Source organism: Bacillus sp. A01H, assembly GCF_045277205.1.
Taxonomy (GTDB): domain Bacteria; phylum Bacillota; class Bacilli; order Bacillales; family Bacillaceae_G; genus Bacillus_A; species Bacillus_A paranthracis.
The window spans coordinates 985,170-1,006,825 of record NZ_CP117702.1; the positions used below are offsets into that span (position 1 = coordinate 985,170).

General features: G+C 35.4%; 11 protein-coding genes. 8 read left to right on the forward strand and 3 right to left on the reverse strand.

Annotation, left to right across the window (positions count from 1 at the left end):
* Positions 1-210 precede the first annotated feature (210 nt).
* The 3 genes from PSR14_RS05245 (at position 211) to PSR14_RS05255 (ending at position 8,603) form a co-directional block, all read left to right on the forward strand.
* Positions 211-1,701, forward strand: coding sequence for a coproporphyrinogen III oxidase (locus tag PSR14_RS05245; protein ID WP_001998823.1), 1,491 nt, complete (start codon positions 211-213; stop codon positions 1,699-1,701).
* A 274-nt stretch (positions 1,702-1,975) separates the two neighbouring features.
* Positions 1,976-3,532: a fatty acid--CoA ligase gene (locus tag PSR14_RS05250; protein ID WP_000282004.1), complete on the forward strand. Its 1,557-nt coding sequence runs from the start codon at positions 1,976-1,978 to the stop codon at positions 3,530-3,532.
* A gap of 613 nt (positions 3,533-4,145) precedes the next feature.
* Entirely contained in the window at positions 4,146-8,603 is a 4,458-nt protein-coding gene (locus PSR14_RS05255; protein WP_406644164.1) for a Cna B-type domain-containing protein, read from the forward strand.
* Positions 8,604-8,695: 92 nt separating this feature from the next.
* Here PSR14_RS05255 and PSR14_RS05260 read toward each other — a convergent pair whose 3' ends face one another.
* Positions 8,696-9,160 carry a hypothetical protein gene (locus tag PSR14_RS05260; protein WP_000955016.1) on the reverse strand — a complete coding sequence of 155 codons (465 nt, stop codon included), beginning with the start codon at positions 9,158-9,160 and terminating at the stop codon, positions 8,696-8,698.
* A 152-nt stretch (positions 9,161-9,312) separates the two neighbouring features.
* Between PSR14_RS05260 and PSR14_RS05265 the strand changes: the two genes are divergently transcribed.
* Positions 9,313-10,827, forward strand: a complete 1,515-nt coding sequence (locus tag PSR14_RS05265) for a SulP family inorganic anion transporter (protein ID WP_179886022.1) — start codon at positions 9,313-9,315, stop codon at positions 10,825-10,827.
* A 196-nt stretch (positions 10,828-11,023) separates the two neighbouring features.
* A complete protein-coding gene (locus PSR14_RS05270; protein ID WP_000278023.1) occupies positions 11,024-11,395 on the forward strand; it encodes a hypothetical protein in 372 nt (123 codons plus the stop codon).
* Between the two features lie 101 nt (positions 11,396-11,496).
* Here PSR14_RS05270 and PSR14_RS05275 read toward each other — a convergent pair whose 3' ends face one another.
* Both PSR14_RS05275 and secA2 read right to left on the reverse strand, forming a co-directional pair.
* Positions 11,497-12,378, reverse strand: a complete 882-nt coding sequence (locus PSR14_RS05275) for an accessory Sec system S-layer assembly protein (protein WP_098487390.1) — start codon at positions 12,376-12,378, stop codon at positions 11,497-11,499.
* A gap of 14 nt (positions 12,379-12,392) precedes the next feature.
* Positions 12,393-14,759 (reverse strand): accessory Sec system translocase SecA2, encoded by a 2,367-nt coding sequence (gene secA2 / locus PSR14_RS05280; protein ID WP_098487389.1) that lies wholly within the window; start codon positions 14,757-14,759, stop codon positions 12,393-12,395.
* A gap of 282 nt (positions 14,760-15,041) precedes the next feature.
* Between secA2 and PSR14_RS05285 the strand changes: the two genes are divergently transcribed.
* The 3 genes from PSR14_RS05285 to PSR14_RS05295 all read left to right on the forward strand — a co-directional run bounded on the left by PSR14_RS05285 (position 15,042) and on the right by PSR14_RS05295 (position 20,983).
* Positions 15,042-16,562, forward strand: a complete 1,521-nt coding sequence (locus tag PSR14_RS05285; protein WP_098487388.1) for a polysaccharide biosynthesis protein — start codon at positions 15,042-15,044, stop codon at positions 16,560-16,562.
* Positions 16,563-16,703: 141 nt separating this feature from the next.
* Positions 16,704-17,807 carry a polysaccharide pyruvyl transferase CsaB gene (gene csaB / locus PSR14_RS05290; RefSeq protein WP_001241608.1) on the forward strand — a complete coding sequence of 368 codons (1,104 nt, stop codon included), beginning with the start codon at positions 16,704-16,706 and terminating at the stop codon, positions 17,805-17,807.
* A 677-nt stretch (positions 17,808-18,484) separates the two neighbouring features.
* Positions 18,485-20,983: an S-layer homology domain-containing protein gene (locus tag PSR14_RS05295; protein ID WP_098487387.1), complete on the forward strand. Its 2,499-nt coding sequence runs from the start codon at positions 18,485-18,487 to the stop codon at positions 20,981-20,983.
* Positions 20,984-21,656: the final 673 nt, after the last annotated feature.

Below are 21,656 nucleotides of genomic sequence, written 5' to 3' on the forward strand. Positions count from 1 at the left end.
TTTATATGTATTTAAATTAGTAGCAAGTACTAATACGTTCTAGATTGTAACAAGAGTATATTCTAATGTCTATACAACTAGGGAAAGTTCATGAAAAATCAATATTCAGTTTGTTTTAAATAGGATATGAAAATAAGGTAAAACCTTCTGTATTGACCTGCAAACGCCCTTCAAGTAAACTAAAGAGAGTTTGCAAATGAAAAGGTGATAATGTTGTTAATTTCAATTAAAACGTTACAAGATGATCGTTTTTTACGTCCGCTACAAAATATTGGCGGCTTATTTTTTGAAGATAGTACGATTGGATTTGAACAAGAGGAAGCAAATCTTATCGTTGATATACACATTGAAGAGAATGTGAAAGCATCAGCTCGTTTAACAGATGTTGCGACTGGAAATGTGTATGAAGAAACATTCGCAAAAGATTTATCTGCTTTTACAGATGAAAAAGAGCGTATGAAGCAAGTGAAGCACGTTGTTTCTTATGTATATCTTTCTGTTCTTCAGCAGTTAACTGGTATTGAACAAAGCTGGGGTATTTTAACTGGAGTTCGTCCAACGAAACTTCTTCATAAAATGCTTCAAAACGGTATGTCAAAAGAAGAAGCACACCAAGAACTTCGTGAAAGTTATTTAATTCATGAAGAGAAAATTGAACTCCTTCAACGTATCGTTGATTGCCAATTAGCGGTAGTTCCGGATTTATATCGTTTGAAAGAGGAAGTAAGTATTTATATCGGTATCCCATTCTGCCCAACAAAATGTGCATATTGTACATTCCCGGCGTATGCAATTAACGGACGTCAAGGCTCTGTTGATTCATTCTTAGGTGGTTTACATTATGAAGTTCGTGAAATTGGTAAGTTTTTAAAAGAAAAAGGTGTAAAAGTTACGACGATTTATTACGGCGGCGGTACACCGACAAGTATTACAGCAGAAGAGATGGATATGCTGTATGAAGAAATGTATGAAGCGTTCCCAGATGTGAAAAATGTGCGTGAAGTAACAGTTGAGGCAGGTCGCCCAGATACAATTACGCCAGCGAAGCTAGAAGTGTTAAATAAATGGAACATTGACCGTATTAGTATTAATCCGCAGTCATACCATCAAGAAACATTAAAAGCAATTGGACGTCACCATACTGTAGAAGAAACAATTGAGAAGTATCATTTAGCTCGTGAAATGGGAATGAATAATATTAATATGGATTTAATTATTGGTCTTCCTGGTGAAGGGTTAGATATTTTCAAGCATACGCTAGATGAAACAGAAAAGTTAATGCCAGAATCATTAACAGTTCATACGTTATCATTTAAACGTGCTTCTGAAATGACGCAAAACAAACGTAAATATAAAGTAGCAGGTCGCGAAGAAATTACAGCGATGATGCACGAAGCAGAAGAGTGGACGCAAAAGCATAATTACGTACCATATTACCTATATCGTCAAAAGAATATTTTAGGTAACTTAGAGAACGTTGGTTATGCAATGCCGACGCAAGAAAGTATTTACAACATTGTCATTATGGAAGAAGTACAATCAATTATCGGACTTGGCTGCGGGGCATCAAGTAAATTTGTTCATCCGAAGACAGGTGCAATTACGCACTTTGCGAATCCGAAAGATCCAAAATCATATAACGATGGCTTCGTAAAATATACAGAAGATAAACTGAAAATTTTAGAAGAGCTATTTGCATAAGAAGAAAGGAGCTGTTCCGAGTCGGGACGGCTTCTTTTTTATCTTGTCAGTTTTTGTCGGTAAGTCGATATATCTGGAAAATCGCCGATATAATTCAAGTTGCGCCGATATATCCGGAAAATCGCCGATATAATTTCACTTACCCCCAAAAGCGGAACTGTTTGTAAAACTATGTCGATAATAATCAGAAAAATTAGACGAATCATTAAAGGACAATGTCTACTTATGGACGAAATGATAGATTTATGAAAGAGAAAAGGGGGAAATTGTTGGCATGTACATGACGATAGGGAGAATATTTGATTTATCTGTTGGTAAGTATCCGAATAAAGAGGCGTTAGTGGAACCAGAAAAAAATATTCGCTGGACGTATAAACAGTGGAATGAGCAAATAAATAAAACGGCGCATGCTCTATTAGAAGAAGGGGTAAGAAAGGGCGATACGGTATCTGTTTACTTATATAATTGCCGTGAATTTGTAAACGTTTACTTAGCCTGTGCAAAAATTGGAGCGATCTTTAACCCAATTAATTTCCGCTTAAAAGCAAAAGAAGTATCTTATATTCTTCAGGATGCATCCTCGAAAGTCGTTGTTTTTGAAAAAGCAGTTGAGCCAACTGTCGCTATCATTGAACGAGATTTTCCGAATTCGTCTTTTTGGTATGTAGAAGACGATACACCTTCTTATGCAAGTTCTTACCATGAAAAAGTGAACGCAGCATCTTCTAAGAAAATAGATATCGAAATTAATGAAATGGATTATTGTTCGATGCTGTATACGAGCGGTACGACTGGTCATCCGAAAGGTGTATTACATCGCCATCGTGAAATGGCTGAGCATAGTATGATTTGTACGTATTTCCTAAAATATAATCGAGATAGTGTCGGACTTGTCGTTGCACCTTTATATCATTGCGGTGAGCTGAATGCTGGAATTATCCCGCGTATTCAAGTTGGCGGAAAGAATGTTATTTTACATCATTTTGATACGGAAACAGTATTACATACAATTCAAGAAGAGAAGATTACGACATTCTTTGCAGCACCGACGATGTGGAATATGCTGTTGCAAAAAGATTTAACGCAGTATGATTTAACGTCAATGAAGATCGGTATATACGGCGGGGCTGCAATGGCGCCAGCATTAGTGAAGGAATGTAAAGAACGTCTTTATATTGATCTTGTTCAAATATACGGAATGACAGAAATGGGACCAGTTGTTGCGTTTCTCGTAGAAGAAGATCAAATTACGAAAGCAGGTTCAGCAGGCACGCCATGCTTTAGTCATGAAATTCGAATTGTAAAACCAAACGAAGATGCACCGGCAGAACCAGATGATGTATTGCCTCCTTATGAAGTAGGAGAGATTATTTTGCGCGGTCCAACTATGATGGCTGGTTATCATAACCGAGAAGAGGCAAATGTAAAATCGATGTATAAAGGGTGGTATCACTCTGGTGATTTAGGTTACTTCGATAAAGACGGCTATTTATTCGTCGCAGATCGCGTGGATGATATGGTGATTAGTGGCGGCGTTAATATTTATCCACGTGAAATTGAAGATTTTCTCCATAGTCATCCTGGTATATTAGATGTTGCGGTGCTTGGTGAGCCGGATGAATTATGGGGAGAACGTGTTGTGGCAGTTGTTGTGAAGAAAGATGAAACAATTACAGAGGCTGATTTAGAAACGTATTGTAAAGAAAGTGATGAATTAGCAGATTATAAACGTCCACGTCATTATTTATTTGTGGATGAACTTCCTCGTAATGCAAGTGGGAAATTACAAAAATTTGTGCTGAGAGAGTCGTTGAAAGGCGCGAAAAAGTAAGCGGTAGAACGGTTGTCTATACAGATAAAGCTATCTTTTTTAATAAGAAAAGATAGCTTTATTTTTTTAAAATGATTAAAAAAGTAGTATGTATCTTTTATTTAAACGTTCTCTTATTATTATATAAAAATATTTTTCGTAGCATTTTATTTTGCTTACGAATGTATATATATATCGCTTTAGATAAGGTTTTTTTGATTTATTCATGTGGATTTTATAGATTTTGAGATAATAATTTCAGTAAGAGTAGAATAAAGTTATGAGAGAAGAATCATCGCTGAAAGATAAAGAAAGCCAATCATCAGATGACCGTATGACTGAAATGGTCATTAAGTATATTTTGGTATTATAAATATAATAACAAATTAATATGTAAATAAACAGTCTTGTAATGTATTTTTATTAGGAATAATATTTATTGTTGGCTGCCCAAAAAAAGTAGAAATGAATAATATAGTTAATGAATTGTATTGTTTGCTATTTTATGTCGTATCACTAACGATGGTTTGATGCTACAAATAATCTTTAATTCGTATCCCCCTTATTTTTAAGGGGTATTTTGAGTGGAATCGATCTCACGATTAAAAATTTAATGATTAATATTGGAGGCGTTATGAGTACATATTTAAAGAGAATTTCTGTAATTTGTTTTATTTTCACCGTTATAATAGGACAGGTTTTCACACCTATTATAGGACATGCTCAAGAATTAAGAACATCGGGAATAGTCGATAGTTTTACAATCGAAAAAACAAAATTAACTTATGGGGAAAAGACTAGCATACATGTAAACTTTAGCGAAAAACCCGGCAAAGAAATGAAGGCAGGGGATACATTAACGTTAGCGCTACCGCCAGAATTAATAGGATTTAGTGGTACGATTACATTAAAGGATGAGTCAGGACGTGTTTTCGGTACGTGCCAGATTAATGCAAATAGTGTAGTTTGTACATTTAATGAGACGGTAGAGGAACGCGAAAATATTCGCGGGAGTTTCAATTTCACTGTCCAAGCTATGAATGTAGAAGCAGGAAAAACGAAAGATATACAAACAAACTTAGGGACAGATTTAGAAAAACAATCGGTTAGCATTACTCATCCGAAAAGTGAAGGTAACGAACCGGGAATCTTTTTCTATAAAGTTGGTGATATTCAACCAAACAACAGTGATGAAGTACGTTGGTTTTTAAATTTTAATTTAAAGAAACAATATTTACACAACAACATCGTTTTGAAAGATACTTTACAAGAGGGGCAATTACTTAAAAAAGATAGTTTTACTGTAACTATTAATAATAAAGAATATTTGTCTCTTGAGCAATTTCAACAGCGAGGCTATGGATATATAAATTTTACGGGTGATAACTCGTTTGAAGTTGTCATTTATAAACATATGGGGAATGCTACTTCATTTACCGTTGCTTACAAATCTACGATAACTGAAAGTGGGAAGAAGTTAAAGTTTCTACAAAATGACTATAAACTTGATTATCAAATTTTAAATGAAAAGCCTACTTCTGAATCTAATAGCGCAAAGGTTGAAAATATATCATTTGGCGGCGAAGCTGAAGGCGATTTACCTGCAAAAGGAACGCTGCAAATTGTTAAGCATATTGAAGGAAACGAAGGGAAAGTTATCCCAGGTGTTTCTTTTGAATTGTATACAGAGTCAGGACAGAAAATTGGTGATTCTTATACAACAAATAAAGAAGGAATAGTGGAAGCCTCAAATCTTACTCCTGGTAATTACTATGTGCAAGAAATTAATGCCCCGAAGTACGTAGAGTTTGATCCGAAAGCAAAAATTCCTTTCACAATTAAGAAGGATGATGTAAACGGAATAAAACTTATGATCCCAAATAAGTTAAAAACTACATCTGTTATAGGAACGAAAAAGTGGGAAGGCGACAAAGTGAATGATCGCCCGGAAACAATTAAAGTGGACTTACTGCAAGATGGTAAAGTTATTGCAACGAAAGAAGTTACTGCTGCCAATGGCTGGAACTATGAGTTTGGAAAGTTACGAGCATTTGATAATGAGGGAAAAGCTTATAAGTATGAAGTGAAAGAACAACCAGTATCAGGATATCAGTCGAAAGTGAACGGATATGATATTACAAATATAAAGATACAGGAAGCAATAGAAGTAGAAGAGCAAAATAAAGAAGAAACAACAGAAGATCTGAAAGAGTTAGAAAAACCGGAAGAGCCAAAGGTGACAGAAGAGCCAAATGTGCTAGAGAAGCCAGAGGTAACAGAAAGACCGGAAATCTGGGTAAAACCAGAGGAAGAAGAAGTTGAAGAAGAAACAACAGAAGAACTAGAAGACTTAGAAAAACCGGAAGAACCAAAGGTAACAGAAGAGCCAAATGTGCTAGAGAAGCCAGAGGTAACAGAAAAACCGGAGATCTGGGTAAAACCAGTGGAAGAAGAAAATAAAGAAGAAACAACAGAGGAACTAGAAGACTTAGAAAAACCGGAAGAGCCAAAGGTAACAGAAGAGCCAAATGTGCTAGAGAAGCCAGAGGTAACAGAAAAACCGGAGATCTGGGTAAAACCAGTGGAAGAAGAAAATAAAGAAGAAACAACAGAGGAACTAGAAGACTTAGAAAAACCGGAAGAGTCAAAGGTAACGGAAGAGCCGAATGTATTAGAAAAACCAGAGGTAACAGAAAAACCGGAGATCTGGGTAAAACCAGTGGAAGAAGAAGTTGAAGAAGAAACAACAGAAGACTTGAAAGAGTTAGAAAAACCGGAAGAACCAAAGGTAACGGAAGAGCCGAATGTGCTAGAGAAACCAGAGGTAAAAGAAAAGCCGGAGATCTGGGTGAAACCAGAGGAAGAAGAAAATAAAGAAGAAACAACAGAAGAACTAGAAGACTTAGAAAAACCGGAAGAGCCAAAGGTAACGGAAGAGCCGAATGTGTTAGAGAAACCAGAGGTAAAAGAAAAGCCGGAGATCTGGGTAAAACCAGTGGAAGAAGAAAATAAAGAAGAAACAACAGAAGACTTGAAAGAGTTAGAAAAACCGGAAGAACCAAAGGTAACAGAAGAGCCAAATGTGCTAGAGAAGCCAGAGGTAACAGAAAAACCGGAGATCTGGGTAAAACCAGTGGAAGAAGAAAATAAAGAAGAAACAACAGAAGAACTAGAAGACTTAGAAAAACCGGAAGAGCCAAAGGTAACGGAAGAGCCGAATGTGTTAGAGAAACCAGAGGTAAAAGAAAAGCCGGAGATCTGGGTAAAACCAGTGGAAGAAGAAAATAAAGAAGAAACAACAGAAGAACTAGAAGACTTAGAAAAACCGGAAGAACCAAAGGTAACAGAAGAGCCGAATGTATTAGAAAAACCAGAGGTAAAAGAAAAGCCGGAGATCTGGGTAAAACCAGTGGAAGAAGAAAATAAAGAAGAAACAACAGAAGACTTGAAAGAGTTAGAAAAACCGGAAGAACCAAAGGTAACGGAAGAGCCGAATGTGCTAGAAAAACCAGAGGTAAAAGAAAAGCCGGAAATCTGGGTAAAACCGATTGAGGAAGAAAATAAAGAAGAAACAACAGAAGACTTGAAAGAGTTAGAAAAACCGGAAGAACCAAAGGTAACGGAAGAGCCGAATGTGCTAGAAAAACCAGAGGTAAAAGAAAAGCCGGAAATCTGGGTAAAACCGATTGAGGAAGAAAATAAAGAAGAAACAACAGAAGACTTGAAAGAGTTAGAAAAACCGGAAGAACCAAAGGTAACGGAAGAGCCGAATGTGCTAGAGAAGCCAGAGGTAAAAGAAAAGCCGGAAATCTGGGTAAACCTAGAGGAAGAAGAAAATAAAGAAGGAACAACAGAAGAAACAACCGAAGAAATAGAAGATTTAATAAAACCGGAAGAACCAAAGGTAACGGAAGAGCCGAATGTGCTAGAGAAGCCAGAGGTAAAAGAAAAGCCGGAAATCTGGGTAAACCTAGAGGAAGAAGAAAATAAAGAAGGAACAACAGAAGAACTAGAAGACTTAGAAAAACCGGAAGAACCAAAGGTAACAGAAGAGCCGAATGTGCTAGAGAAGCCAGAGGTAAAAGAAAAGCCGGAAATCTGGGTGAAACCGATTGAAGAAGAAGTTGAAGAAGAAACAACAGAAGACTTGAAAGAGTTAGAAAAACCGGAAGAACCAAAGGTAACGGAAGAGCCGAATGTGCTAGAGAAGCCAGAGGTAACAGAAAAACCGGAGATCTGGGTAAAACCAGTGGAAGAAGAAAATAAAGAAGAAACAACAGAAGAAATGGAAGACTTAGAAAAACCGGAAGAACCAAAGGTAACGGAAGAGCCGAATGTGCTAGAGAAGCCAGAGGTAAAAGAGAAGCCGGAGATCTGGGTAAACCTAGAGGAAGTAGAAAATAAAGAAGGAACAACGGAAGAAACAACAGAAGAACTAGAAGACTTAGAAAAACCGGAAGAGCCAAAGGTAACGGAAGAGCCGAATGTGTTAGAGAAGCCAGAGGTAAAAGAAAAGCCGGAGATCTGGGTAAACCTAGAGGAAGTAGAAAATAAAGAAGGAACAACGGAAGAAACAACAGAAGAACTAGAAGACTTAGAAAAACCGGAAGAGCCAAAGGTAACGGAAGAGCCGAATGTGTTAGAGAAGCCAGAGGTAAAAGAAAAGCCGGAAATCTGGGTAAATCTAGAGGAAGAAGAAAATAAAGAAGGAACAACAGAAGAAACAACCGAAGAAATAGAAGATTTAATAAAACCGGAAGAACCAAAGGTGACAGAAGAGCCAAATGTGTTAGAGAAGCCAGAGGTAACAGAAAAACCGGAAACTTGGGAGAATCTAGAGGAAGAAAAAAATAAAGAAGAAACGGCAGAAGATCTGAATGTACTAGAAAAACGAGAAGTAAAAGAGCAACAAGAAGTTTCAAACAAATCTGATGCTCAAGGTGAATTAGAAGTACCATCTAGTAAAGAAAGTGATAAGCAATCAAAATTACTTCCTCAAACAGGTGGAACAGCAACTGAATCTACTTCTATCCTTGCAGGTATGCTCGCATTAATTTTAGGAGCGAGGGTGTTTAGACGCTCAAAAAAATAATGAACGTCAGAGTATAAATAAGGTACTTATGTTTTTAGTTCGGAAACAGATGGATAGAAAAAAGCGGAGACGATAAGTCTCCGCTTTTTATATTATTTACGTGAAAACCCTTCTTCATCAAGGTATTCCGCAGCTTCTGGATAAGAGTTAAATGTACCGTCTAAATTTACACCAGCGTACACGTTCCACATATCGTCCTCTGAGATAAGAGTAAGGATATGACCGTCTTCGTTCTGCCATTCTTCTTCTTTCGCAGGTTCTGCAGGAATTACTACTTCTTCTTGTGAAAGTAATTCAATTGATTGCTCGATTACTGAGCGTAATTCATCTGCTGAAAATTCGCGGATGTTAACCATACCTTTATCATCCGTTTTGTAACCTTTAATGCCACTTGCATATACAAAGCCGTTTCCATTTGGATGTAAGTGGTAAACAACGTTCTTTTTATCTAAACGACTTTCTTCAAAGTGAAAGTTCACGCGTTTTAATGATACGTTTTTTCTTTCTAATTCTGGGAAAGATTCAATAATTGATAATTTTTCTTCAAAAGTTAGCATAGTGCCTCCAAATATATAATAAAAGATTTAATTTATCCATTATAGCATAGTTATAATGGTTTCCAAAGATGCGATAGGTACTTATAATTGAATGCGTTTACGTCACGATACTGTAAAAAGTGGACTAACGAATGTATCTTTTTAGGTGTACAATGGAACGTGGACTTAATGTGAAGGTGGTTATTTATATGTTTCAAAAAATAGCAAAGGAATGTTTAGCTGGTTTTACTGTTGCAATTGTTGCGTTGCCACTTGCCATTGCATTTGGTATTGCTGCAACGGGAACATCTGAGGGAGCACTAGTCGGATTGTATGGTGCAATTTTTGCAGGTTTATTTGCGGCGTTATTTGGTGGTACACCTGGGCAGGTTACAGGGCCAACTGGACCAATTACGGTTATCGCAACAGGGGTTATTGCGACGCACGGATTAGAGGCGAGTTTTATAGCATTTATGATGGCGGGACTATTTCAAATTTTATTCGGTGTATGTAAGCTTGGCTCGTACGTTCGTTACATTCCGTATCCTGTCGTTTCAGGATTTATGAACGGAATCGCATTAATTATTATTTTAGGTGAACTGAAGCATGTGCAAAATAGTTTTCTACTCGTCGTATTAACGATTATTGTCATGATTGTTTCAGGAAAGTGGATTAAGGCAATCCCATCTAGTTTAGTCGCATTAGTAGGTGTGACAGCTATGCTTCCTTTATTTTCTTCTGCGTTAGAAGGGCTTACAGTGAGGTTACCGGTTATCGGAAATTTGTCATTAAATATGGTGATTGAAAAGATTGGGACGATTCCAGAAGCGATGCCAACGCTTCATATTCCATCTTTAAGTGGAACAGGCGTAGCAGAACTTGTTTTACCAGCGCTTAGTATTGCTTTATTAGGATCGATTGACTCGTTGTTAACATCGGTCGTAATGGATAACGTGACGGGGACACGTCATAAAAGTAATAAAGAACTTGTCGGACAAGGTATCGGTAATATGATGAGCGGATTGTTTGGCGGATTAGCAGGGGCAGGTGCGACTGTACGATCTATCGTTAATATAAGAAGTGGCGGTAAAACGGCGCTTTCAGCAAGTATGCATAGTGTTATATTATTTATTTTCATTATGGGACTTGGATCAGTCGTGCAATACATTCCGCTTGCTGTATTATCAGGTATTTTAATTTTAACTGGTATTGGCATGTTTGATTGGGAAAGCATGAAGAAAATGCATGTAGCGCCAAAGGGTGATGTCGTTGTTATGCTCGTAACGATGATTGTCACAGTGAAGTTTGATTTAATGATCGCTGTTGGCTTCGGAATTCTTCTTTCCTTCATTATATACATGGTGAAATGTAAAGAACGTAAATCTTCTATTGTAAAAGAAAAAGAAGCGACATATAAAATTAAAGGCCCACTTTCGTTTTTAACAGTGGATCGTGTTTTTTATGCTTTACAAGACGTAAAATCTCCGGTTGTTTTACGTATGAAAGATGCACGCTATATGGATGTATCAGGAGCTATGGCGTTATTGAATTTCATTGAGCAGTCGGATAAATCAGGATTGAGTGTAACGCTAGAGCAAGTACCTGCTCATATTAAAAAGACGTTAGTAGTGATGGCGAGTAATGAGCAGAAAGATAAATTACTATTTGTAAAAACGGAAACTATATGAAGAAACACCCTTATATAAGGGTGTTTTTGTTGTTTGTAACATCTGTATATAAAGATGTTATGCGTCTGTTGACATTTATTCCTCTTAGCAGTATAGTAACATTCTAGATTAGGTATGTGATATTATAGTAATGTATATGAATTTTGAGATTCCTTTTTTGTCAGAAGGAAGAGCTTTAAGCTGGAGGGAATAATTGATGTACAAACAGTTACCACACGGAGTGAAGATTGGGATTACACGCTCAATTGTTGTTTCTTTTGAGAAGTATATGAAAGAAATTGAATGGAACGAAGAAAAGTTTGATATGCAACAATTTGTTGAACAGTGGAAACAGTATTTATACACAAAATCAACTTGGATCAATAAAGTAGATGACGAGTTGAAAGGACATCCAGATTTCCATCAAGCGTTAGCAATGAAAGTAAATGAAAAAATTAACGAGCTTATTAATGAAAAACCGAGCGAAGAACAAGTGGAGCAATTAAAAAGAAATAAAGTAAAGCATGCAGATGAAATGTGCAAATTAGAAGCTGAATATCATATTGAACGTTTATTCGTAACGAAATAAATTTTACATAAAGAAAAAGCCTGTCCAAAGAGGTGTGATGACCATCTTTTTGAGCAGGCTTTTTGTATGAAAAAAAGTAAGAGAGGCGAGCCTCTCTATGATTAGTCTTGTGGTACAAGTGCCTTCCAAGAAGATAGGTCCATATCTTCTTTTAATATAGATGAAGCAGGGAAGACAAATGACCACGGTTTTGTAGTGTTCGCTTTAATTTCAAGGTTCGGTAATGTGAAAGCGCCTTTAACAACAACTGCACCTGTGGCATCTTCAATATGAAGAGGAAGTTGCTCTAGTTGAATGTTGTCTTTACAACCGTTACGAATAAGAAGCGTTGTATGTAAATCGCCGTTTTCTTTTCGTGCAGCTTGCAGACCTAGGAAGTTAATTTCACCATCATTTGGAGGGGTTAAATTGTCTACGAAATTACGTAAAGCTTCTTTGCTTGCTTCAGGTAACTGAGCTTCCCAAGATGGATCTAAATCTAATACATGCGTACTTTCAAGTTCGAACGCTAATTCCCAATCCGTTCGCGATAATTCAGCATCTGTAATTGTTTCTTGCTCAAATGTAAAGATAAACGGCATATTTACATTTGCAGGAATATCTCCTAATGCAGAAAGGTTGAATGTTTTTCGCGCGCATAATTTTTTCTCTTTATTTAGAAGAATTAATGTAACTTCTTCGAAAGAAATTGGTTTCGGAACAGTGCTACGAATAAATACAGCTACGTCATAACCGTTATCACGCTTTTCAATCTCAATTCCAGATAAAGAAATTTGATATTCTTCTAAACGTGGTAGTTCTTTATGTAAAAATTGATAAATGTATTTTTGTTCTTGTCCTACTGCACCCCAGCTAGGGTGGAAGTAAAGCGTTGGTTTTACAGTTTTATTTTCAGTATTTGTGCTTTCTTGTCCGAATAGTTGATTACTAGAGACAGTCGTATCTTTTCCGTTTTTCTTAGCTTTTTTTAGGAATGATAACATAATCTTTCACCTCGTTATTGTACGTTTTCAGGAACACCTAAATGTCTTGCAACATAGCGGCACATTTCTTTTTCAAAATTACCATATGTGTATAAAAAGATATCTAAAGCTTCTTTTTGATAAAGACGAGTAGGGTCTTCTTGTTGATATTGTCTTAGTCCGATGCCTTCTTTTAAGTGGGTCATTGCATCTAAGTGATTGACCCAGTTCTGATCTAGGAAATGAAGGGCAACATATCGTAGCGACTGTTGTAAATCAGTATGGCTATCTAGCTCATTTACGCGCTCTTTATAAAGAGATAATGTTTCTTTCAAAACGGATTGTAAATCTTCCGGTGAATGTACATTATTTGCTGATAATGATGGAATATTTTCTACTGATAAAATTTCGTTTAGACTTGCTGTTAAACTAGCAAAATCCCATTCTTCTGGAAGCATACCTTCTACAAGATATTGCTTAGAAATGGCTTCTACAGCATGATTAATCATTGGAATAATAATTTCAATCATATTTGTATCTTCTTGTAATAAGTTATTACGTAATTTATAAATAACGTTACGTTGGTCATTTATTACATCGTCTAACTTTAAATTGTACTCACGCATGGAGAAATGGCTACCTTCACAAATTAATTGTGTACGGTTTACAAAATCATGGACTTTAGAAGTTAGAATAAGTCCTGTTTCATCTGTTTTCAGTGATTTCATTAATTTCTCGACTTCTTCTTGTGCGAAACGTTTTAGCATTTCATCTTCTAAAGAAAGGAAGAATTGAGAGCTACCTGGGTCACCTTGGCGACCAGCACGACCTTTTAGCTGATTGTCAACGCGTCGCGATTCATGGCGTTCTGTCCCGATTACATGTAATCCACCAAGTTCGTGAACACCCTCACCTAGTAAAATATCAGTACCTCGTCCGGCCATATTCGTCGCAATTGTAATTTGCCCTTTTTGTCCAGCAGTTGCGATTAAATCAGCTTCTTGTTCTGCGCTTTTTGCATTTAATAATTGATATGTAATATTTGCTTCATCTAAGTAACGGGCAACGGTTTCTGATTGTAAAATAGACATTGTCCCAATTAAAATCGGGCGTCCTTGTTTATTGTGCTTTAGAACATCTTCACGTACAGCTTTATATTTTGCATCGGCTGTTACGTATACGACGTCTTTTTTGTCTTCACGAATGATTGGACGATTTGTCGGAATCGGCATAACTTCCATGTTATATACACGGTTAAATTCTTTTTCTTCCGTTTTTGCTGTACCTGTCATACCAGATAGTGCTGGATACATACGGAAGAAGTTTTGAATTGTAATGGATGCTTGTGTTTGATTTTCTTCTGTGATTTCTAAGCCTTCTTTTGCTTCAAGAGCTTGGTGTAAACCATCACTTAAAGAGCGACCATCCATAACGCGGCCCGTGAAAATATCTACAAGTAGAATTTTTTCATCGTGTACAATATAGTCAACATCACATTGGAAAGCGACATGAGCTCGTAATGCTTGAATCATATAATGATATAAAGTTTGATGCTCTAAATCATATAGGTTATCGATATCAAATAAATCTTCTATTTTTGTAATACCGTCTTCTGTAAAACTAGCAGATTTCGTTTCTGCATCGTATGTGTAATGAAGAGTATCTTGGAATGATTTAATAACTTTTGCACATAAATAGTGTAAATCAGAGCTGCTTGATTTTTTACCGGCGATAATAAGAGGCGTCTTCGCTTCATCAATTAAAACGCTATCAATCTCATCGATAATAGCAAAATGATAAGGACGTTGCACCTGCTCATCTTTTGAAGCAGCCATATTATCACGTAGATAGTCAAAGCCAAATTCTGTTCCAATACCGTATGTAATATCAGCTTCGTAAGCAAGTTTCTTTTCGGCAGGATCGATTTGAGGAATATTTAATCCAACCTTTAAACCTAGAAATTCATGAACTTGGCCAATTAATTCTTTATCTCGTTTTGCTAAATAGTCGTTTACAGTAATAACGTGAACGCCTTTTCCTTCAAGAGCACGTACGTATGTTGGAAGAGAAGAAACTAATGTTTTTCCTTCACCAGTTGGCATCTCTGCAATATTACCTTCTAATAGTACAAGGCCACCAATTAACTGTACATCGTAGTGACGTAATCCAAGTACACGTTTTGCTGCTTCACGTACAACAGCGAACGCTTCAACTTTTATATCATCCACTGTTTTTCCGTCACGAAGCATGTTTTTAAATGTGATCGTTTTATGACGCAATTCTTCATCAGATAAATCAGATAGTTTTTCTTCCAGATTATTAATTTCTTGAACAAGTTGTTCATACTTTTTTAGTTTTCTCTTCTGAGAATCTCCTAACAGCTTTTTTACCGAATTCAGCATGTTGTAAACACTCCTCTTACTGACAATAGCTACATTATAGCACATGTTTATCCCGAATAAGTAGAAGTAGTAAATTGAAGAAATAACTGGATATAAATAAGGCGTTAGTGTACATACTATATTTAAAACATAGAAAGAAAGAGAGTATTCAATGTATAAGAAATTTGGTATGATAGCTAAATGAGATAAAGTGAAATTTTTCAAAAAAGAGAAGAATATAGCTATCTCGTTTTATGTTGTAATATGTATGGAAATTATATATTGAAAGAAAAGAGCTAGAAGATGAATAATAAGTTTGTGAAAGGCGCTGCGATTTTAACGATTACAACGTTTCTATCGAAAGTGTTGGGAAGTTTTTTTCAAATCCCATTACAAAATATAGCAGGAGATGAAGTACTGGGGATTTTTCGCCTTGTTTTTCCTGTGTATATGATAGCTTTAACTTTATCAGTAGCGGGAGTACCGCTAGCTATATCAAAATTAATCGCTGAACTTCATGAGAAGAATGACGAGAACGGAATTGCCAAACTATTTACTTCAGCATCTATTATTGGAGTAATATTTGGAGTGCTTGGATTTTCAGTTATTATGATTGGATCAAGTATGTTTGCAAATATGCTTGGTGGACAAGATACAAGACTTCCATTAATCGTAACTTCGTTTGCGTTATTAATCGCACCATATATGGCGGTATATCGAGGATATTTCCAAGGTTTTGGAGATATGATTCCTACCGGGGTGTCACAAGTAATTGAGCAGTTCATTCGTGTTTTCTTTATGTTAGCAATTGCATTTTTATTTGTATATTGGAATAAAGAGAGTGATGTTGTAACAGGCGGCGCAATGATTGGTTCTTGCCTTGGAGTAATTACGTCACTTATCTATTTGAGAATGAAGTATGTAAAAAGTATATATCGTTATAAAAGTAATACATATTCACTACAAGATTTTAAAGATAATGCAAAAAAGATACTTCAGGTCTCGATTCCAATTGCAGTTGGAGCATTATCGATGCCGGTGTTAAATTTAGTTGATTCTGTAACGATTCCACATATGTTGCATGAATCCACTACAACGATTCAAGAACAATTTGGTATATATAGTCGTGGATTTGCGTTTACACAATTAATTGTCGTGTTTGCAAGTGCGATGGTATTTCCGTTAATCCCGTTGTTAACGGCTGCATTAACAAAGAAGGATGTAGCGTTAGCAAAACAAACAATTGAACGAACAAATGAGCTTGCCCATGTTTTAACAACGCCGATAACAATCTGGCTCATGGCACTTGCAGTCCCGTTAAATGTTGGATTGTTTACAGATGCGAAAGGGAGCGGAATGTTAGCTGTTTTAATTGGTAGTTCGTATTTCACATCACTTATGGTATTATCAATAGGAATTTTGCAAGGAATTAACCGTTCTAAGCAAGCGGCGTGGATAGTTGTTGGAGCGAGTTTTGTAAAAGTCATATTAAATATAGTACTTGTAAGTCAATTTGGCATAACTGGTGCGGCTTATAGTACACTTATCATATATATCATGATTTGTATCGTAAATTATATATACATTCGAAAAGAATTGGCTTATTCGATTCGAATGGGTAGATTTTTTGCTGTAATTGGAGTATCGAGTATAGTAGGTATAGGATTATATTTCACATCTACGTTCATAAATGTGGTAGATTCTAGACTTATTGCAATAATATATAGCGGTGTAGCGTTTTGTATGGCCTTGTTTATATATGGCATATGCGCATTAAAGTTGAACTGGATATCCAAAAAGCAAATTCCATTTTTACGTAAGTAAATTTATCCATAAATGAGTATGGCTATTTATATGTTTGGGAAAGAAATCAATTTAAAGTTATCCAACTTTTCTTATTAAAGAGTTGATAGCGATTTGTTGAATGACAAAAAGTTGATTGCGAAATGTTGGAGGAGATTAAGAGTGCGGTTAGTTTTATCAGGATATTATGGTTTTTATAATGTTGGGGACGAAGCAATTTTGCAATCAATTATTAAAGCGTTACATGAAGAGGATCCTACTCTTGAGCTTGTTGTACTTTCGAATGACCCCGACTATACAAGAAAAATGTACGGTGTAGAGGCAGTAAATCGCTGGGATATAAGAGCAATTTATAAGGAAATAAAGAGAAGTAATGGCTTAATTAGCGGAGGAGGAAGCCTCCTTCAAGATAAAACGAGTATTAAAAGTATTTTGTACTATACGGGTATTATGCGAATTGCTCGTTTTTTGAAGAAGCCGTATTATATTTATGCGCAAGGAATTGGTCCAATTACGAAAAGACAAAATCGTTTATTAGTGAAATGGCAAGTATCAAAAGCGGAATATATATCAGTTCGTGATGAAGATTCATTTTTGTATTTAAAAGAAATTGGTATTAAGAAGGATATCGAACTAGTTCCAGATCCAGTATTGGCATGTCAACCAGAAGGAATGAAGTCGGAGTGGTTGCAAAAACATGCGATTCAAGGGAAAGTAATTGCAGTTAGTGTGAGGTATTGGGACGCGAAAGAAGATTATATGAAGAAGCTAGCAGATACGCTGAAAAAATTTAAGCGTGATGGATACCATATTTTATTCGTACCAATGCATGGACCATTTGATCAAAATGCATCACGCGATATTATTAATTTAATGGGAGAAGAAGCTCATATGCTTCCGTATAAGCTCGATATTCATGAGAAAATTTCAATTTTGTCGGAATGTTCGCTTCTAATCGGTATGAGACTGCATGCACTCATACTATCTGCGGTTGCTAATATTCCTATGGTCGGTATTTCATATGATCCAAAGATCGATTCATTTTTACAACAAGTAAATCAGCCGATTATCGGAAACGTAGATGGTGATTGGACGTCTGAAACTTTGTATAATGTCGCAACGAAGCAATTAGAACAAAAAGAATATGTACAAGAAACATTGGAACAAAGAGTAGAAGAATTACGAGAGCAAATTTCAACAGCGTCTCGATACATCATAAGTGACTTGAATTCAAAAGAGTTCAAAAAAAGAGGAATGGGATCTTAATTTAAGAGGACATCCTCTTTTTTATTTTTTGAAAAAGAAAATGTCGAAAGAAAAAATAAATTTGTAGAAAAATGTCGAATTACGCAAGTGATTGTAAATGTATGCTCATAAAGAAAGAAGTTTGAGAGATAAGATGTATGTTTAAAAATCCTAACATTAATATATATTGAATGTTGGTATTTAACGTTTTATTTAGTAAATGATAAAAAAATAGGTATGGTAATTTTGGAAAATCTGATGGTAATAAAAATGTCGAATCATAGAAAAATAAGTTGTCGATTAATGTCGTAATATCTTTATAGTTAAATATTGAAATTGGAAACGTTCTTCTGTTATAGTTGTAAATGGTTATAAGAAGATTGTTATAAATGTAATTCAGACGCGTTTTTCTATTCATTTAAAATATTCAGATTTTGCAATCCGGATTCTTTAAAACAAAAGTCGAAAAAACGATCGTTTCGAATTGTGAAAATTCACTTTTTTGTCGAATTTAAGGTTTTAAATTAGATGAAAAGAGTGTATGATTTCTTTATGATATCTTTAATACGGGATATTCTATTATTCTGTACAAAGAATACTTTAACCACATTTATATCTACTAGTTTTAAAAATAAATAGAATATCTATTTAAAACATTATGTAACTAGTATTACATTCCTAAGGAGGAAATATATAAAATGGCAAAGACTAACTCTTACAAAAAAGTAATCGCAGGTACAATGACAGCAGCAATGGTAGCAGGTGTTGTATCTCCAGTAGCAGCAGCAGGTAAAACATTCCCAGACGTAGATGGTCACTGGTCTAAAGAATCAGTTTACTACCTAGTAGAAAAAGGCGCTATCGCAGGTAACGACGATGGTACATTCGCTCCTGATCGTGAAATCACTCGTGCAGAAGCAGCTACAATGATGGCTAAAATTTTAAACTTACCAATCGAAAAAGGTGCTAAACCATCTTACGCTGATTCTCAAAACCACTGGGCTTCTGCAATCATCGCAGCAGTTGAAAAAGCTGGCGTTGTTCAAGGTAAAGGCGACGGCACATTCGATCCAGACGGAAAAATCGACCGCGTTTCTATGGCATCTCTTCTTGTAGAAGCTTATAAATTAGATACTAAAGTAAACGGTCCTTTAGAAACTAAATTCGATGATTTAAAAGATAGCTGGGGTAAAGATAAAGCTAACATCCTAGTTAAATTAGGAATCTCTGTAGGTACTGGCGACAAATGGGAGCCAAATAAATCTGTAACGAAAGCAGAAGCAGCTCAATTTATTGCTAAAACTGACAAGCAGTTCGGACAAAAAGAAGAAGCTAAAGTTGAGTCTATTAAAGCAGTAAATGCTAAAGAAATCGAAGTTAAATTCGGTACTGAAGTTAAAGATTTAGCCGAGTTAAAAGAAAATAAGTCTGCTAACTTCTCAGTAGTAGAAGGTTCAAAAGAACTTGAAATTGAAAAAGTTGAGTTAAGCAAAGATAAAAAATCAGCAACTATTACATTAAAAAATGCACTTGTAAATAAACAAGCTTATGTTGCACATGTTAAAGATGTTAAATCTGTAGATGGAAAAGACATTCCAAAAGCATTAGAAGTAATCTTCTTTAACGATGAAGTAGCTCCAACTGTATCTACAGTATCTACTCCAGATGGAAATGTTAAAGTTGTATTCAGTGAAAAATTAAGTGGAGATGAAGTTACTGTTGTAATTAACGGTAAACAAATCAAAGCTACGCCTGCTGGCAATGCAGTTACATTAACAAAAGCTCAAGTTGAAGATGTAGTTAAAAATGGCGAAGCATTTAACGTAATCGTGACTGGCGCTACAGATTTAGCTGGTAACAAAATGGAAATGTACGAAGGTAAAGCTACGTACAAAGTAGAAAAAGATGTTACAGCTCCAGAAGTTAAAGATATTAAAGTGAAAGAACTTGTTGGTGGAAAAGCTACTTTAGAAGTAACATTCTCAGAAGAGCTTATTAAAGATGGTCAAGGTAAAGTAGTAGTTAAGAAAGATGGAAAAGTACTACCTAACACGGAAATCGCACTTACTGACGATCAAACAAAAGCACTTGTAACAGTGCCAGCTGCTCTTACAGAAAAAGAAACATCTGTAAACCTTACAGTTGAATTTACTGCTTACAAAGATTTAGCTAACAACGTAGGTCAAAAAGTATCTAAAGAAGTAAAAGTTACAAAAGATGTTGTAGCTCCTAACTTCGTAAAAGTTGTAGCAGAAAAAGATCAAAAGGCTACATTTACATTTGATAAAGAAGTAAATGTTGACACAGCTAAATTTGATAAATCAGTTGTTCGTATCATTAATCAAGATACAAGCGAAGATGTAACAACAAAAGTGACTGTAGAAGCTGCGAAAGATAATAAAAAAGGTATCACTGTAACATTCCCAGCTGCAGGTAACTATAAAGTTTCTGCTTCAAAAGGATTTATTCAAGATACAGCTGGTAATAATTCAGCAGCATTTACTGCAGATGTAAAAATTGAGAAAAACAAAGAAGAAGTAGTAGTAGTTGATAAAGTAGCTCCAAAGGTAACAGAAAAAGCATTCAATAAGGCTGAAAATACTATTACAGTGAAATTTGATAAAGTAGTAAAAGGTGGCCAAGGTGCAGAATCAGCTGCTAACGTAAACAACTACACATTAGCAGGAGCTAAATTACCAGAAGGTACACTAATCACTTTATCTGGTGATACTGCTACAATCGAATTACCAAAAACATTCACTTTCGAAAAATCAGAAACAGTGAAATTTACAGTAGCTAATGTTGCAAATGCATCTGGTGTGAAAATGGGTACAACAAACCTATTATTAGAAGTTAAAGATACAAAAGCTCCTGAATTTAAATCAGCTAAAGTTACAAATGTAGAGAAAAAAGAAGTAACTCTTACATTCTCTGAAGCTGTAAAAGTTGATGCAACTGATCTTGTATTTGACTTAAATGGTGTGCCATTTACGGTAGCGGCAGACTCTGCTAAAGCAGCAAAAGAAACTGCTTCTAAAGAAGTAGTACTTAAGTTAGAAACTGCAGAGAATGTTAACTTTGCAACTGGTACATTAACTCTTAAAGCTAAAGAACTTAAAGATAATGCAACTTTAAATACAGTTGACACAGAAAATAACAAACTTGTTGCTTTCAAACCAGTAACAGTAACTCGCTAATTGAAATTTATTTCAATAGAAAGAGCCCACAACATGTGGGCTCTTTTTTTATATAAAATGAGCTCTGCAAAATAAATCATATTTTGCAGATTAGTAGTTAGCTATATTGAGAAACAAATCAAAAGCGCTTTCAAAAATAGAAGAATACCTCATTGATATGTAAATTTTTGTAAATTAACACCTTTTTCTGTTAAAAAAACATTCGAAAAGAAGAAAATAATGTCGAAATGAAATAGTTTCAGTCGAATGTAGTCTGAAAATTGTATTTATTGTAAAAAATATTTAGATGCTGAAGTGGAAATATGTGCTATAATTCCAATTGTGTATTCGATATGAAAAATATACGAAGCGCATTGAGAGTGGTTTATAGGAAAACAGTTTATTCATTTCTATATTTAAGTATTATTGATATCTTAATAGTACGATAAAAAGACAGAATTATCAGAATGTGTCGAATTTTCTTTTGAGAAAGTTCTTGATAACGAATGGTTTTGTATAGTATGATGAACTTGTTTCAGAAAATGGTATTTAAACCTTATATTTACATCTAACGGTTTGTATCATTTTTTATGTGAACTACTTTTCATTATAGTGTTTTTGTTTATGTTTTTATTGTTTTATGGCTTTTCTAACTAGCTAGTTTTCAAATTTAATATGATGTGAAACTAGTAGC

Coding starts and splice junctions, on each gene's coding strand:
- PSR14_RS05245 (WP_001998823.1), top strand. CDS start 211: ATGTTGTTAATTTCAATTAAAACGTTACAAGATGATCGTTTTTTACGT.
- PSR14_RS05250 (WP_000282004.1), top strand. CDS start 1,976: ATGTACATGACGATAGGGAGAATATTTGATTTATCTGTTGGTAAGTAT.
- PSR14_RS05255 (WP_406644164.1), top strand. CDS start 4,146: ATGAGTACATATTTAAAGAGAATTTCTGTAATTTGTTTTATTTTCACC.
- PSR14_RS05260 (WP_000955016.1), bottom strand. CDS start 9,160: ATGCTAACTTTTGAAGAAAAATTATCAATTATTGAATCTTTCCCAGAA.
- PSR14_RS05265 (WP_179886022.1), top strand. CDS start 9,313: ATGGAACGTGGACTTAATGTGAAGGTGGTTATTTATATGTTTCAAAAA.
- PSR14_RS05270 (WP_000278023.1), top strand. CDS start 11,024: ATGTACAAACAGTTACCACACGGAGTGAAGATTGGGATTACACGCTCA.
- PSR14_RS05275 (WP_098487390.1), bottom strand. CDS start 12,378: ATGTTATCATTCCTAAAAAAAGCTAAGAAAAACGGAAAAGATACGACT.
- secA2 (WP_098487389.1), bottom strand. CDS start 14,759: ATGCTGAATTCGGTAAAAAAGCTGTTAGGAGATTCTCAGAAGAGAAAA.
- PSR14_RS05285 (WP_098487388.1), top strand. CDS start 15,042: ATGAATAATAAGTTTGTGAAAGGCGCTGCGATTTTAACGATTACAACG.
- PSR14_RS05295 (WP_098487387.1), top strand. CDS start 18,485: ATGGCAAAGACTAACTCTTACAAAAAAGTAATCGCAGGTACAATGACA.